This window comes from Arthrobacter sp. SD76 (assembly GCF_049726125.1).
Taxonomy (GTDB): Bacteria; Actinomycetota; Actinomycetes; order Actinomycetales; family Micrococcaceae; genus Arthrobacter; species Arthrobacter nitrophenolicus.
Window position 1 is genome coordinate 1,255,295 of sequence record NZ_JBNBLR010000001.1, and the last position, 15,110, is coordinate 1,270,404.

The following is a 15,110-nucleotide window of genomic DNA, read 5'->3' on the forward strand; positions in this document are numbered from 1 at the left end:
GTCAGGAGCCCGCTTTCGGGCAAGGCGCCGCCACCGCAGGAAGCAGCTCGAACGCCAGTGCAGGAAGGTCTCCGGCTGCCGCTTTGCGGCTGCTCGCGCCGCGCCAGGTACATGCGGCTGCGCCGTCCCTGACCGCCGACCAGCAGTCCGCCGTCAGTGTTCCCCAGGGAACCGGGCCGGTTCTGGTTCCAGGCGCCCCAGGGACCGGCAAAACCACCGTTCTCATTGAGGCTGCCGTGGAACGTGTCCAGCGCGATGGTATCGATCCCGAGCGCATGCTGATCCTTGCCCCGAGCCGCCTCGCCGCTGATTTCCTGCGGGACCGCTTCACAGCCCGGCTGGACCGAAGCCTCAGCACCACCCCAGCGCGCACCTGGGCTTCCTATGCCTTCGACCTCATCAGGCGCGCCAAGGCCGAGGGCGTCATCCCGCTGGCCAGGCCGCCGCGGCTCCTGTCAGGCCCCGAACAGGACCTCATCATCAAGGAGCTCCTCGATGGGCACCGCCTTCCCGGCCTGGAACTGCCGTGGCCTGAGGATCTCAACGGCGCGCTCGAAACGCGCGGGTTCCGCCAGGAGGTGCGGCAGCTCTTCGACCGGATCATCGAGTCCGGCCGTACTGCGGAGGACCTTGAAATGCTTGGCCGCGAGTGCGGCAGGCCCGACTGGATCGCCGCGGCTGCCCTCTACAACGAGTACCGGGACGTCCTGGACCTGAGGATGCCGGAGGCCTTCGACCCCGCCGGAATCATCACGGCGGCACGCCACATCTTCCAGGACGCGCCGGAATTCCTCGCAGCCGAACGGGACCGGCTGCAGCTCGTGGTGGTGGACGACATCCAGGAAGCCAACCCGGCAGTGTTCGAACTCCTGGCGGACATCGCGGCAGGCAAGGACTGCTACGTTGCGTACTCGCCGGATACCGTGGTCCAGGGCTTCCGGGGCGCACGGCCTGATCTCGTGGCCGAGCTGCCGCGGCTGCTGTCGCCGGGCGCGCCACCCGTGGAGCGTCCGCTGTCTTCTTCCCACCGCCTGGTTCCGGCCCTGGCGGACGCCTGGCTGGGTGTCGCCGGCCGGATCTCGCAACGCGCCGGTGGCCAGCTGGCCAGGCAGCTGGAGCGTCCGCAGGCAGACCGGCCGGAGGGGAATATGCAGGAAGGGAGTGTCGAGGCGCACCTGGTCCCGTCACCAGTGCATGAGCTCCGGTATGTCGCCCAGAGGATCCTGGACCAGCACATCAACCATGGCCGGGACCTCGCGGACATTGCCGTCATTGTGCGCAACGGCGGACAGGTCAGCGAGTTGCAGCGTTACCTCTCGGGGCAGGGGATCCCTGTCCGTGTGCCGGTTGCCGAGTCGGCCGTCCGGGACGAGGTAGCGGTGCGTCCCCTGCTGGACGCCTTCGCCATCGCGCTGGACCCAACGCTCCTGACCCCGGAAGCCGCGGTGTCCCTCCTGACCTCCCGGATCGGCGGTGCCACTTCCATCGAACTCCGGCGGCTCCGGCAGTCCCTTCGTCGTGAGGAACTGCTGGGCGGCGGCGGACGGACCAGCGATGCCCTCCTGGTCGAGGCCCTGCTGGAGCCCGGAGCCCTGTCCGCCCTGGGTATCGAAGGCAGGGCGGCCAGGCGCGCGGCGCGGATGATCCAGGCCGGCCGTGAAGCTGCCTTCCAGCCGGGCGCCAACGCCGAATCGGTGCTCTGGGCACTGTGGAGCTCCACGGGGCTGGCAGCATCCTGGACGGAAACAGCACTGGCAGGCGGCCCCCACGGCGCCCGGGCCGACCGGGACCTGGATGCCATGATGGCGCTGTTCCATACGGCTGAACGGTACGTGGACCAGATGCCCGGAGCGGGGCCTGAACAGTTCCTGGAGTACCTGCTCAACCAGGAGCTCCCCATGGACACCCTTGCCGCCCGCGCCCAGGTGGATGATGCCGTGGAGCTGATGACGCCCGCCAGCGCAGCAGGAAGGGAATGGCCGGTGGTGATTGTCGCCGGCCTGCAGGAGGGCGTGTGGCCCAACACCCGGCTCCGGGGGGAACTCCTGGGCAGCACCCTTTACGCGGACGCCGTTGAACACGGTTCCGCCTACGCCATGCAGCGGGATCCCCTAAGCCGGTTGCGCGACATCCGCTATGACGAACTGCGCAGCTTCTCCACAGCCGTCTCACGCGCCCGGGAACTGCTCATATGCACGGCGGTCGCCTCGGAGGACGACCAGCCTTCGTCGTTCCTCGACTACGTCGCACCGCTGGAGCACGGCCAGGAGCACAGGGGCTTCACCCCGGTCGAGCGCCCCATAACCCTGCGGGCCCTCGTTGCCGAACTGCGGCAGCATGCCCAGCTGGACGGGAACCAGTCCGCCGAGGCCCGGGAAGCGGTAAGGGTACTGGCCCGGCTGGCGGCGGCCGAGCCGCCAGTCCCCGGTGCGCATCCTTCCACCTGGTGGGGGCTCGCGCCACTCACGACCGACGCAGCCGTGGTTCCGCCCGGCGGTACCGTTTCCGTGTCGCCGTCGAAGGTCGAAACCGTGCAGAAGTCCCCGCTTGACTGGTTTGTGCAGGCGGCCGGGGGCGAGGCGGCCACAGACTTTGCCCGCAGCCTGGGAACACTGGTCCACGCCATCGCGCAGGAACTGCCGGATGCCTCGGGCGCGGAGTACCTCGCGGAGCTGGTACGGCGCTGGCCCGCCCTGGGCATGAAGGACAACTGGGAGGGCCGCCTCGACTTCCAAAGGGCGGAGTCCATGGTGCGCAAGCTCGCCCAGTACATCCTGGTGATGAGGAGCGAGGGCCGCAGCCTCGCGGGAGTGGAACAGGATTTTGAGGTGCCCCTTGGCGAGGTGGCGGTGGATGAGCTGGCGCCGCGGCAGGCCATCCTGCGCGGCCAGGTGGACCGGCTGGAGATTGACGGCCAGGGAAGGCTGGTCATTGTGGACCTGAAGACGGGAAAGCGGCAGCCCGGCAAGGCGGAGCTGTCCCGTCACCCCCAGCTCGGTGCATACCAGGCAGCGGTCCTCGCGGGAGGATTCGCCGAGGCAACAGGCAGGGAGGGCGGCACCCTGCCCGGCGGGGCTGTGCTTGCCCAGCTCGGAACAAGCACCAGGAATCCTGCCGTCCAGCAACAGGATCCACTCGACCCGCAGGAGAACTGGGCACTCGACATGGTGAAGGATGCAGCGCAAGTGATGGGCGGCAAGGAATTCGAAGCCCGGCATGATCCGGCAAAGGGAAGCCACGGCGGCCACGGCTGCAAGCTGCCCGAGGTATGCCCCCTGTGCGTGCGTGGAAGGCAAGTGACGGAATGACCAACAACCTCGACCTGCTGCCCGGCCGGCAGGGTGCTGATCCGGATGCCGGGCAGTCAGCGGCGGTCGCCGCGCCTGCCCGGCCGACGGAGGCGCGGTTCAGCCCCGAGGAGCTATCGGTGCTCCTGGGTGAAAAGAACATGCCGACCGCCGAACAATCCGCCATCATCTCCTCACCGCTCACCCCGCGGCTGGTCATCGCCGGTGCCGGCTCCGGCAAGACAGCCACCATGGCGGACCGGGTGGTGTGGCTCGTGGCCAACGGCTGGGTGCGGCCCGAGGAAGTCCTCGGCGTGACGTTCACCAGGAAGGCGGCCGGGGAACTCGCATCGCGGATCCGCGCCAAGCTGGTGGCCCTTCAGCGGCTGGTTGCCGGCGACACTGCGCACCAGGTCTTTCCGGAAGGCCTGCTCAGCAGCGACGCCCTGGAACCCAAGGTGTCCACCTACCACTCCTTCGCAAGCGGGATCGTTTCCGACTACGGGCTGCGGCTGGGCGTGGAACGGGACGTGGTCCTGCTGGGCGGGGCCCAGGCGTGGCAGCTGGCCAGCGAAGTGGTGGAAGCGTACGACGGCGAATATGCACACTTCCGTGCCGCCAAGTCCACCCTGGTGAAGGCCGTTATCCAGCTCGCCGGAGAATGCGCCGAACACCTCCAGGAACCGGAAGACGTCGAGGCCTGGCTCATGGCGCGGCTCTCGGACTTCGAGTCGCTCCCCTACCTGGCAGACAAGAAGAAGAACCCTCCGCAGGCCGCGGCAGAGCTGGCCGCGATGCTTCGCACCCGGGCCAGCGTCGCTGACATGGTGGGCAGGTATGCCGAAGCAAAGCGGGCACGTGGCGCCCTCGATTTCGGTGACCTGGTGGCGCTCGCAGCGAAGGTGGCACGGGATGTTCCGATGGCCGCGCACATGGAACGCCAACGGTACAAAGTTGTCCTGCTGGACGAGTTTCAGGACACCTCGCACGCCCAGCTCGTCCTGTTCTCGCGGCTCTTCGGCGGCGGGCACGCCGTCACGGCCGTCGGGGACCCAAACCAGTCCATCTATGGTTTCCGCGGTGCCTCGGCCGGCCAGCTGTTCCACTTCGTCCGCGAGTTTCCTGTCCGCCAGGAATCCGTGAACGGGCAGGCGGGCTGGGCGCCTGCGCCCACGTCCTACCTGACCACCGCCTGGCGGAACGGACGCTCCATCCTGGCGGCAGCGAACGTGATGTCGGAGGCGCTGGTCAAAGCCGAAGCGCAGCGTGGACCTGCAGGCGGCAAGGGAGCGCAGACCGCGCATGTGCCGCCGTTGCAGCCCAGCCCCCATGCTGCCCAGGGGTCGGTGGTGCTTGGCCGGTTCGGCAGCGACGTGGAGGAAGCGGCGGCCCTTGCCGGGGATGTCCTGAGATACCGGGCGACCGACTTCGAACTGAAGCCCGATGGCACACCCGTGCCGCCGGCCATTGCCGTACTGTGCCGGCGGCGTGCGCAAATGGAGGTGGTCCGCCGCCAGCTTGAGGCCAGGAGCATCCCCTACGAGATCGTGGGCCTCGGCGGACTCCTGGACACACCCGAGGTGGTGGACCTCGTGGCCACCCTCCGGGTACTGGCGGACCCTGGCCGGTCAGACTCGCTCATGCGGCTGCTGGCCGGAGCGAGGTGGCGGATTGGACCGGCGGACCTGATGGCCCTGCGGGACTGGTCCAGCCATCTGGCCCGCCGGCGGGGGCAGGCCGCGGAGCGGTCCGACGACGATTCATCCGACGAGGATGCCGCGGTCCTCGAGGGGGACCTGACGGATGGCGCCAGCCTCGTGGAAGCGCTGGACTGGCTGCCACGCGAAGGATGGACATCCTCCAGCGGCCGGTGCCTGAGCGCCGTGGCCCGCGGCCGCCTGCTGCAGCTCTCGGCCGAACTGCGGCAGCTCCGCGGCTACCTGGGTGACGATCTCACCACACTCCTTGGGGAAGTGGAACGGGCCATGCTCCTGGACATCGAAGTCGCGGCACGCCCAGGGGTCAGCATCCACCAGGCGCGCCGCAACCTGGACGCCTTCCAGGACGCCGCCGCGGGCTTTCTTCGCACCTCCCAGCGGGTGGACATACTTGCCTTCCTCGCCTGGCTCGAGGCTGCAGCCGCCGAAGAGAACGGGCTCGAAGCCCCGCCCGGCGATGTCAACCGCGAGGCAGTCCAGCTCCTCACCGTCCACGCGTCCAAGGGCCTGGAATGGGACGTTGTCTTCGTGCCCGGGCTGAACGCCGGGGCTTTTCCCAGCGACAAGGACTCCCGCTGGAGCAGCGGGAGCGCGGCGCTTCCGTGGCCCCTCCGGGGCGACCGTGCGGACCTGCCCCAATGGGACCTGGACCAGCCGGACCAGAAGGGTTGGCTGGACGCGGAAAAGGATTTCAAGGCTGCCGTGCAGGCGCATGGGGAATCAGAGGAGCGCCGCCTGGCCTACGTTGCCTACACCCGGGCCAAGCACGTCCTGTGGGCTTCCAGTGCCGCCTGGGTGGGATCGCGCGCCGCCAGGGCGGAGATGTCCCCGTTCCTGGCCGAACTGGACATCCTCGTGAACCCGGATGGGCAGCCGGACCGGGCCTCGGTCCATCCACTGTCCCTGGCCGAAGACGCCCTGCCCGAAAGCAGCCCACTGTCCACTGAAACCGAAGTGGCAGGGTGGCCTTACGACCCCCTTGAAGGCCCCGTGGATCCCCGGACAGGGGAGCGGCTCCGGCTGGCCGGGGGCCGCAGGGAGGCCATGGACAGGGCTGCTGCCCTCGTTCTGGCCGAACTCGAGGCCGCAGGAAATCACCAGCCGTTATCCGGACCAGCGGATGCTGGAGGCAGCCCCGCAGGCAGCACCGGCCTGGCTGGACCGGCGGCGGGGTGGGCGCGGGAAGCCGCGCTGCTGCTGGAGCGCCGGGCCAAACGGTCCTACGGCCAGGATGTGCACCTGCCCGGCCATATCTCCGCATCCATGCTGGTGGACCTTGGAAACGACCCGTCGGACGTGCTCGCCAGGCTCCGCCGGCCGGTTCCGCGTGAGCCCGGAATGTCGGCACGCAAAGGAACTGCCTTCCACGCCTGGGTGGAGGAATACTTTCGGTACCGCCGGCATGCTCGATCTGGGCGAGGCTCCCGGTTCCGACGACCACATCGACGCCGCGTACGACCTCGACGCCATGGTGGCAACGTTCCGCGCCTCACCCTGGGCCGAGCGATCGCCTGCCTTCGTGGAGGTCCCCGTGGAAACCCGCGTGGGCGAGGTGGTTGTTCGCGGCCGGATCGACGCCGTCTTCCGGGACGCCGACGGCTGCTGGGACCTGGTGGACTGGAAGACCGGACGCCGTCCCTCCGGTGCCCAGTTGCGGGCCCGCTCGGTGCAGCTGGCCGTTTACCGGCTGGCGTGGGCACGCCTGAAGAACGTTCCGCTCGAGGAAGTGCGGGCAGCGTTCTTCTATTTGGCCGACAACGAGGTGGTCCGGCCCCATGACCTCGGAACGGCCGAGGAACTGGAAGCCATCGTCAGCGCAGCCCTGGATTCCAGGTGACCGCGCTGGGCTGGCGGATCAGGGCGGGCGGATCCTGGCTGGCGTCCCCTGCTAGGACTGCCGGGCGTTGATGATCGGAAGCGCGGCGGTGGACGTATCGTCGGCCGCTTCCGGGGAGTGCTGTTTCCCGCCCGCCGCCTGCTCCGGCTCGGCGGGGATGGGTGTCACGTGGACCGCCGGCTGGACGGGGACAGGAACAACCTCAACCGCCGGCTTGACCGGGACGGGAACAACTTCCACCGCCGGCTGTGCCGGGACGGGAAGGACGGTCACGGGCGCCGCACCTGGTCCGGGGCCACCGTCGGACACTCCTGCGCCGGGGGCGGTCCCGGCGGTGGGCTGCGGCTCAACACTGATGGGTTGGCCGCCGTGCTCGGCGATATCGTTCGCGAGGGTTTCCAGCATGCCTTCCGCCTCCGCCACCATGGCCGGATCGCCAGCAGCAATTCCCTTGACCAGGTACTGGGCCAGGGCGAATTCGGCCGAAAGGGCCGCCCTGCGCAGCAGGTGGTTGTCCGGAGTGTCGCGCCGGCTTGCCGTATAGCCGGCGAGGACAGCATCCACGAAGTCCTGCTCGTTGGAGGCCACCAGCCAGGCGAAGTCGTCAGCCGGGTCGCCGATCCTGAGGTCGGTCCATCCGGTCACGGCCGTGACGCGCTGGCCTTCCACCAGGATGTTGTCCTCGTGCAGGTCGCCGTGGACCACGCAGGGATTGAAGCGCCACAGGGAGACATCCTCCATGGCGTGCTCCCACCGCAGCAGGAGCGCCGGCGGAATCTTTCCGGTGGTGGCCGCCTGGTCCAGTTCATTCAGCCTGCGCTGGCGGAATTCGTTGGGCGTGTAGCTGGGCAGGTCGGCGTTGCTGACCAGTGCCCGGGGCAGGTCGTGGATAGCTGCCAGCGCCGCGCCGATTTCGCGGGCCAGGGCTTGCGGGCCTGCGGTCAGCTCCTCAACGCTCCGGGTGCTTCCGGCCAGGTGTGAGTAGACAAACGTGCTCAGGGTGCCAAGCCGTACGCTGCCCGCCACCGTGGGCATCAGGAACGGAAGTTCCGCCCGGATTCCGGGTGCGAAGGCCCGCAGCACCAGAAACTCGGTTTCCAGCCGGGCGCTGGCCTCCGCGTGCCGGGGGGACCGGACACGCCAGCGTTTGCCCTCCGAATCCAGGAGCAGGGCCGAATCGAAGTCTGCGGGATCATCCGGGGCAGAGCTAACGGCCGTTGGGGTCAGTCCAGGGACTGCCGCGGTTGCAACGGCTGCCAGTTCAATCGGTTTTCTTCTCACCGTTCCACGGTAGATTGCCTGCCGTCCAAGTCACCGGTCTGCGGGCGGCGAGTCTTCAGATCGGTGCAAATGGGGGATACCAGCGCAGGGCGGAAGGCCACGGCGGAAATGCGGATTGTCGGTCCATGTCAGTACGGTGGATGCATGAGCCACGCGGAGTCTGTCACACCGGTCCATCAGGGAGCGCCGGCGCTGCTGCCGGCCAACCACCTCCGGGACACCCTGCTTCCTGTCCGGCCGGCGCTGGTGGACAGGGGATCGGCCGTTCGGGCCCGGCCCGGGATGGTGGACGAACTCCTGGCCGCACCAGGCACGCTGGCAGTCGTCCTGTCCGGGCGGCAGGGACTGGTGCAGGACGGGAACCTTTTCATGGCCGGCGCCAAGGGCCTGCTGGACGGTCTGTCAGCTGTCTCGGCCACTCCCGGGCTGATGATCTACCTCGGCGCTGCCCTGCCGGGCTCCGACCTTCCCGCCGGCACGGAGCTGCTGCTTTTCGTCCTGCCAGAGCCGGTGGAGCCGGGCACCGCGGGCATTCCGGGCGGTGCCGCCTGGGCAGGATTCCGTGATGTAGCAGCAGGGCTGACGGAAACCGGCACTGCCTTGTTTGTTGAGGCAAGCGCCATCGCCAACTGGCATGCCGGCCACACGCACTGTCCGCGGTGCGGGACGCCCACCCTGGTGGAGGCCGGCGGCTGGATGCGCCGCTGCCCGGCAGATTCGTCCGAACACTATCCGCGGACTGACCCCGCCATCATCGTCACCGTGGTGGGGCCCGACGGGCGGCTGCTTCTGGGCGGCGGAGGCCCGGTGGACGCGAAGAACTTCTCCACCCTCGCCGGGTTCGTTGAACCCGGCGAATCACTGGAACAGGCAGTCGTGCGGGAAGTGTTTGAGGAAGTGGGAGTACGCGTCACTGCCTGCCAGTATCTCGGCTCGCAGTCCTGGCCCTTCCCGGCCTCCCTTATGCTTGGATTTACCGCCGTCACCGAAGATGCCGAGGCAACGCCCGACGGCGTGGAAGTCACCAGGGCGCGCTGGTTCAGCCGGGAGGAACTGCAGGAAGCCGTGCTCAGGGGTGACATCACCATTTCCAGCAGGCTCTCCATCGCACGGGCGCTCATCGAGCATTGGTACGGCGGGCGGATCGAGGACCGCGCCGGCGCCTAGATCCCTTATCCACCAGACTCCAAGCATGCGGTAGTCGAGACACAAAAGCAGCAGAAGTGACTACAGAAATTTTTGACGGGGCGGCATCGCTTGAGGACCGGATCCTTGGCGGGCTGGACGCTGAACAGCGCGAGGTTGCGAGCACCCTCAACGGGCCCCTGTGCGTGCTCGCCGGCGCCGGGACGGGAAAGACCCGGGCCATCACCCACCGCATCGCCTACGGCGTCCACTCGGGCGTGTATACCCCGCAGCGGCTGCTGGCCGTCACCTTCACTGCCCGGGCCGCGGCCGAGATGCGCAGCAGGCTCCGGGACCTTGGAGCGGGCAACGTCCAGGCCCGCACCTTCCACGCCGCCGCCCTGCGCCAGCTCCAGTTCTTCTGGCCGCAGGCCGTTGGCGGCTCGCTTCCCAACCTCCTGGACCACAAGGCCCAGATGCTCGCGGAGGCGGCCCGGCGGTTACGGCTGAGCACGGACAGGGCCTCCATCCGCGACCTGGCGTCGGAAATCGAATGGGCCAAGGTGTCCATGCTGACTCCTGCCAACTACCTGGAGAACGCCCAGGGGAGGGGTACACCGGGCGGCTTTGACCTCACGGCTGTGGCCCGGGTCTTCCAGGCCTACGAGGATGTCAAGACCGACCGCAACGTCATTGATTTCGAGGACGTCCTGCTGATCACGGTCGGGATCCTGCAGGAAGACGAGCGGGTTGCCGCCACCGTCCGGGAGCAGTACCGGCATTTCGTGGTTGACGAGTACCAGGACGTGTCACCGCTGCAGCAGCGGCTCCTGGATCTGTGGCTGGGCGGGCGCGACGAACTGTGCGTCGTGGGTGACGCCAGCCAGACCATCTACTCCTTCACGGGCGCATCGCCCCGGCATCTCCTGGACTTCAAGGCGCGCTATCCCCAGGCCAGTGTGGTCAAACTGATCAGGGACTACCGCTCCACCCCGCAGGTGGTGAAGCTGGCCAACGACCTCCTCGCGGCGCGGCGCAGCGGGGGACCGGCAGCGGATGCCGCATGGGCTACGCCCCTGCAGCTCGTGGCGCAGCGGCCGGCAGGCCCGGTGCCCACGTTCACGGAATGCGCTGACGACGAAGCCGAGGCCGCCACCGTGGCGCAGAAGATCAAGGCCCTCATCGACGCCGGCACTCCCGCCAGCGAGGTGGCCATCCTGTTCCGGACCAACGGCCAGTCCGAGGCCTACGAGCAGGCGCTGGCCGCCGCCGGCATCGGCTACCAGCTCCGCGGCGGCGAGCGGTTCTTCGCGCGCAAGGAAGTCCGTGACGCCATCCTCCAGCTCCGGGCTGCCACCAGGGCAGCCAGCGAAGCCGATGCGCCGGAGCCGCTGGGGCAGCTGGTCCGGGACATCGTCGCCTCCCTCGGCTACACAGACTCCGCGCCACACAGCGGCGGCGCGCTCCGGGAGCGCTGGGAATCGCTGGCGGCGCTGGTGGCGCTGGCCGACGAACTCGTCCAGAACCGGGGACCGCAGTTCGGCCTGGTGGACTTCGTCAATGAACTCCAGGAACGCTCGCTGGCCCAGCACGCGCCCACAGTCCAGGGGGTGACGCTGGCATCCCTCCACGCCGCCAAGGGCCTGGAATGGGATGCCGTGTTCCTCGTGGGGCTCAGCGAGGGCCTGATGCCCATCTCCTTCGCCGACTCGCCGGAATCCGTGGACGAGGAGCGCCGGCTCCTCTACGTCGGGATCACCCGCGCCCGCGAACATCTTGCTCTGTCCTGGAGTACGGCCAGGACGCCCGGCGGCCGCGCCAACCGCAAGCCGTCCAGGTTCCTTGACGGGCTCCGGCCCGCATCGGTGGCGAGCTCGAGCACCCGCGGAAAGGGTCCGGCTCCCCGCCGGAAGGCAGCCGCTCCCGCTGTCTGCAGGGTGTGCGGAAGCATGCTTGCCACCGGCGCCGAGCGCAAGGTGGGACGCTGCAACGCCTGCCCGCCGGGCTACGAGGAACAGACCTTCGACGCCCTCCGGAACTGGCGCCGGTCAGTGGCAGTGTCCGCGGACATCCCCGCCTTCGTGGTCTTCACCGACGCCACCCTGACAGCCATCGCCGAGGCCCGCCCGGCGTCGCTGGAGGAACTGGCCGGACTTGCCGGGGTGGGCCCTTCGAAGCTGGAGAAATACGGGGAAGACGTGCTCCGGGTCCTGGCCGAAAGCACCGCCCTGTGAGCCCCGGAGCCGCGGCAGGGAGCCGGCGGGCAGTTGCGCCCCTGACCACCACCGCGGAGGGCGCGCCGGTGGAGGTACGCCGTTCCGCCCGCCGTACCCGCACCGTGGCGGCTTTCTGGGAGAACGGGACAGCCGTCGTCGCCATTCCGGCCCGGTTCACGGCAGCCCAGGAGTCCGAGTGGGTCCGGCGCATGCTGGCCAAGCTGCAGCGGCAGGGGGAGCGCCGCGCGGCTTCCGGCCGGAGGCGACCCGCCTCGGACGCCGCACTTGCCGCCCACGCCACCCACCTCTCGGGACGCTACCTGGGCGGGCGCGCCGTCCCAACGTCCGTAAGGTGGGTGAGCAACCAGAACTCGCGGTGGGGTTCAGCAACACCCGCGGACGGAACCATCCGGCTCTCGGACAAACTCCGTCCCATGCCGCAGTGGGTCATCGACTATGTCCTGCTGCACGAGCTTGCCCATCTGCTGGTGGCCGGGCACAATGCAGCGTTCTGGAAGCTGCTTGAGGCATACCCGGAAACCCAGCGCGCCAAGGCATTCCTGGAAGGCGTTTCGTTTGCCACCGCCCGCGGCCTGGCCGCCGCCGGGGGAGCTGGTGGCAGCGGAGGGCTGGAGCCGGAGGGCTGGCCGGAGCAGGACGGCTGGCCGGGGGACGCCGACTAGCAGCGGCCCACCCGGCCACGAAGGAACTCAGCCTTTCGGCTGGGTGTCGCCTCCGTCGTCGTCCTTGGTTTCTTTATCGCCGGCCGGTTCTTCCCCGCCCGCTGCTTCTCCCTTGCCGGCGTCCGGCGCCGGGGTGTCGAAACCGCCGTTGAGCAGTTTCTGCAGGGCATCGTCCACTTCGCTGTCGCTGGCCTCGGCCAGTTTGCGCCGGCCGCTGAAGCCCTTGGGATCGTCCAGGTCCTCGGCCGTGGGCAGCAGGTCCGGGTGGTGCCAGATGGCGTCGCGCCCTTCGATGCCGCGCTCTTCCTTCAGGGTGGCCCACAGGGTGGCGGCGTCACGCAGCCGGCGCGGGCGCAGTTCCAGCCCCACCAGCGAGGCGAAGGCGTGCTCGGCCGGACCACCGGTGGCGCGGCGTCGGCGCACGGTCTCCCGCAATGCCGAAGCGGAGGGCAGCATCTTCTCGGTCGCGGCGGCAGTCAGTTCGTCCACCCACCCCTCCACGAGGGCGAGCGCTGTTTCCAACTTCTCCAGGGCCTGCTCCTGGGCAGGGGTGCGCTGCGGCATGAAGACGCCCTGGGACAGGGCCTCCTGGATGCCTTCCGGGTTGCTGGGATCGAGGTCCCGTGCCAGTTCCTCGATGCGGGACGTGTCGATGTGGATGCCCCGGGCGTACGCCTCGATGGCGCCGAGCAGGTGCCCGCGCAGCCAGGGAACCTGGACAAAGAGGCGGGCATGGGCGGCCTCGCGCACTGCGAGGAAGAGCCGGATGTCGTTCTCGGGGAGGGACAGGCCCTCACCGAAGGCGGCAACATTCGCAGGCAGGAGCGCCATCTCAAGGTCGACCAGGGGCACGCCGATATCGGTGGAGCTGACCACGTCCGCGGAGAGGGCGCCGATTGCCTGGCCCAGCTGCATGCCGAAGATGGCTCCGCCCATGTTCTGGAGCATGGACGAGGCCCCGCCCATCATGGCCTTCATTTCCTCGGGCATCTGTTCTGTCATGGCGGTGGAGAGCGCGTTGGCGATGCTGTTGGCCACCGGCTCCGTCAGCCGCTTCCAGGTGCCAAGCGTCGCCTCGACCCACTCCGCCCGCGACCAGGCGTGGCCGATCAGGCCGGTGGCGGGCAGGTCCGTGACGGGATCCAGCCACAGCTCCGCCAGGCGCAGGGCTTCGTCAACATCGCGGGACTGCTGGGACGTCACCGACGGGTCGGAGCTGCTTGCGGCCACCCGGCGGGCGTTGTCGTGTGCGAGCGTCCAGTTCACGGGCCCCTCGGACGGGGCACTCATCATGGCCTGGACCTGGGAGAACATCTGGGCCAGCAGGTTGGGGTCATTGGGCAGCCCGGCAGCCTTGGCCAGCTCGGCGGGGTCGAAGTTCTCCATCCCCTTGCCGCCCATGAGGTTCTGCAGCATTTCGGTCAACGGGTCCTTGGGGGTGTCGTCGCCGTTGGACGGATTAAGTGGATTGGAGGTCATGATCCCGCCGATCGTCGGTGTGACTGTTAATCAACCTTCACGGTACCCCGGCTGTCCCCGGCTGTCTGCCGCGCTCCGGTACCGTTCGCTGTAGGCAAAGAGCTGTACCCGGCCGCCACCGCGTAGTGTTGGGAGGGTGACGACAACCCGTGGCAGCCACCCCTCCGAGGACCACGCCCCAGACCTCCAGCAGGACGCCTTCCAGTGGGAGAAGGACGGCGGCGCAGCGGACGACGGCGGCCCTGAACCTTTCGGGGCGGGCGCGGCACCCCGGCACCCAAGGGTGTCCGCCATGATGCTGGCGGGGATGGCCGCGCTGGGCCTTGGCATCGGCGTCGCCACGCTTCCGGTGCCCTACGTTATCGAGACGCCGGGGCCCACGTACAACACCCTGGGACAGAGCCAAGGCACGCCGGTCATCAAGGTGACCGGCCGTGAATCGTATCCCGCGGCAGGCAACCTCGACCTCACCACCGTCTACGTCGACGGCGGCCCCAACGGTCCTGTCAGCATCATCCGTGCATTTTCGGCATGGCTCGATCCCACCCACGCGGTCCAGCCTGTCGAGCTGATCTACCCCACCGGCACCACCAGGCAGGAAGCCGAGGAACAAAGCGCCGTGGCCATGACCACGTCGCAGGAGAACGCGGTGGCCTCCGCGCTCAATGAGCTGGACATCCCGTACGGCCAGCAGCTCCAGGCGGCGGGGCTTTCCGAGGACTCCGCCTCTGCCGGAAAGATCCAGGCCGGGGACATCCTCAAGACCATCAACGGCAAGGACATCACCGCGCTGTCCGTCGTCCAGGAGGAACTGGCGGCCGGAAACGGCGCCCCTGCCGCCGTCGTCGTGGAACGGGACGGGCAGCAGGTCACTGAAACGATCACGCCGAAGCGCAACAGTGAGGGCAGGTTCATCCTCGGCGTCATGCTCAAGTACCTGTTCACCTTCCCGTTCGACGTCGAGATTTCCCTCGAGAAGGTGGGCGGCCCCTCGGCAGGGCTGATGTTCTCACTGGGCATCATCGACACGGTCACTCCCGGGGACCTGACCGGCGGGAAGCATGTGGCCGGGACCGGCACCATCACCCCGGACGGCGCGGTGGGGCCAATCGGCGGCATCGAGCAGAAGCTGCACGGGGCCCGGGCCGGGGGAGCCACGCTGTTCCTTGCACCAGCCGCCAACTGCGGGGAGGTCGTCGGGAACATCCCCGACGGGCTGCAGGTGGTGCGGGTGGAGACCCTCGCGGAGGCGAGGGCCGCCGTCGAACGTGCTGCCAGCGGCCAGGACACATCCGGCCTGCCCACCTGCACAAACAACTAGACTGGGCGCAACTAGACTCAAGAGGAACTAAGCTTTACCGCCACTCGTGGCAAATATATGGCGGACAAAACCAGCCGTTGGCCGGCGGAGTCCACCGCCCGCTCGCACGCTCCAAATATCTGACGACCAGCTATGAGGTACCCAGTTTGTCCCGTCCCGCCAG

7 protein-coding genes and 1 pseudogene are annotated in these 15,110 nt (G+C 68.7%); 6 read left to right on the forward strand and 2 right to left on the reverse strand.

Annotated features, from left to right (window positions below; genetic code table 11):
• Positions 1-83: 83 nt before the first annotated feature.
• Positions 84-3,308 (forward strand): ATP-dependent helicase, encoded by a 3,225-nt coding sequence (locus ACPEE0_RS06255; RefSeq protein ID WP_407710450.1) that lies wholly within the window; start codon positions 84-86, stop codon positions 3,306-3,308.
• Positions 3,305-6,842 (forward strand): annotated as a pseudogene (locus ACPEE0_RS06260) (ATP-dependent helicase). The gene ACPEE0_RS06255 and the pseudogene ACPEE0_RS06260 overlap by 4 nt, the downstream one beginning before the upstream one ends.
• Positions 6,843-6,893: 51 nt before the next feature.
• On the opposite strand, the gene ACPEE0_RS06265 reads toward ACPEE0_RS06260, so the two are convergent.
• The gene (locus tag ACPEE0_RS06265) at positions 6,894-8,123 is read right to left on the reverse strand and encodes a macrolide 2'-phosphotransferase (RefSeq protein WP_009357685.1); all 1,230 of its coding nucleotides are present in this window, start codon (positions 8,121-8,123) and stop codon (positions 6,894-6,896) included.
• A 144-nt stretch (positions 8,124-8,267) separates the two neighbouring features.
• On the opposite strand from ACPEE0_RS06265, the gene nudC reads away from it, so the two are divergent.
• Genes nudC through ACPEE0_RS06280 form a run of 3 tightly spaced genes read left to right on the forward strand, consistent with a single transcriptional unit; the run spans position 8,268 to position 12,147 of the window.
• Positions 8,268-9,290 carry an NAD(+) diphosphatase gene (gene nudC, locus ACPEE0_RS06270; protein WP_009357684.1) on the forward strand — a complete coding sequence of 341 codons (1,023 nt, stop codon included), beginning with the start codon at positions 8,268-8,270 and terminating at the stop codon, positions 9,288-9,290.
• A gap of 56 nt (positions 9,291-9,346) precedes the next feature.
• Positions 9,347-11,482 (forward strand): ATP-dependent helicase, encoded by a 2,136-nt coding sequence (locus ACPEE0_RS06275; RefSeq protein WP_354175291.1) that lies wholly within the window; start codon positions 9,347-9,349, stop codon positions 11,480-11,482.
• Positions 11,479-12,147, forward strand: a complete 669-nt coding sequence (locus ACPEE0_RS06280) for a M48 family metallopeptidase (RefSeq protein ID WP_407709711.1) — start codon at positions 11,479-11,481, stop codon at positions 12,145-12,147. The genes ACPEE0_RS06275 and ACPEE0_RS06280 overlap by 4 nt, the downstream gene beginning before the upstream one ends.
• Positions 12,148-12,174: 27 nt before the next feature.
• On the opposite strand, the gene ACPEE0_RS06285 is transcribed toward ACPEE0_RS06280, so the two are convergent.
• On the reverse strand, positions 12,175-13,626 hold the full coding sequence (locus tag ACPEE0_RS06285; RefSeq protein ID WP_009357681.1) for a zinc-dependent metalloprotease: 1,452 nt from the start codon (positions 13,624-13,626) through the stop codon (positions 12,175-12,177).
• Between the two features lie 292 nt (positions 13,627-13,918).
• On the opposite strand from ACPEE0_RS06285, the gene ACPEE0_RS06290 reads away from it, so the two are divergent.
• Complete coding sequence (locus ACPEE0_RS06290; RefSeq protein ID WP_133346528.1) at positions 13,919-14,947, forward strand: YlbL family protein; 1,029 nt, start codon at positions 13,919-13,921, stop codon at positions 14,945-14,947.
• Positions 14,948-15,110: the final 163 nt, after the last annotated feature.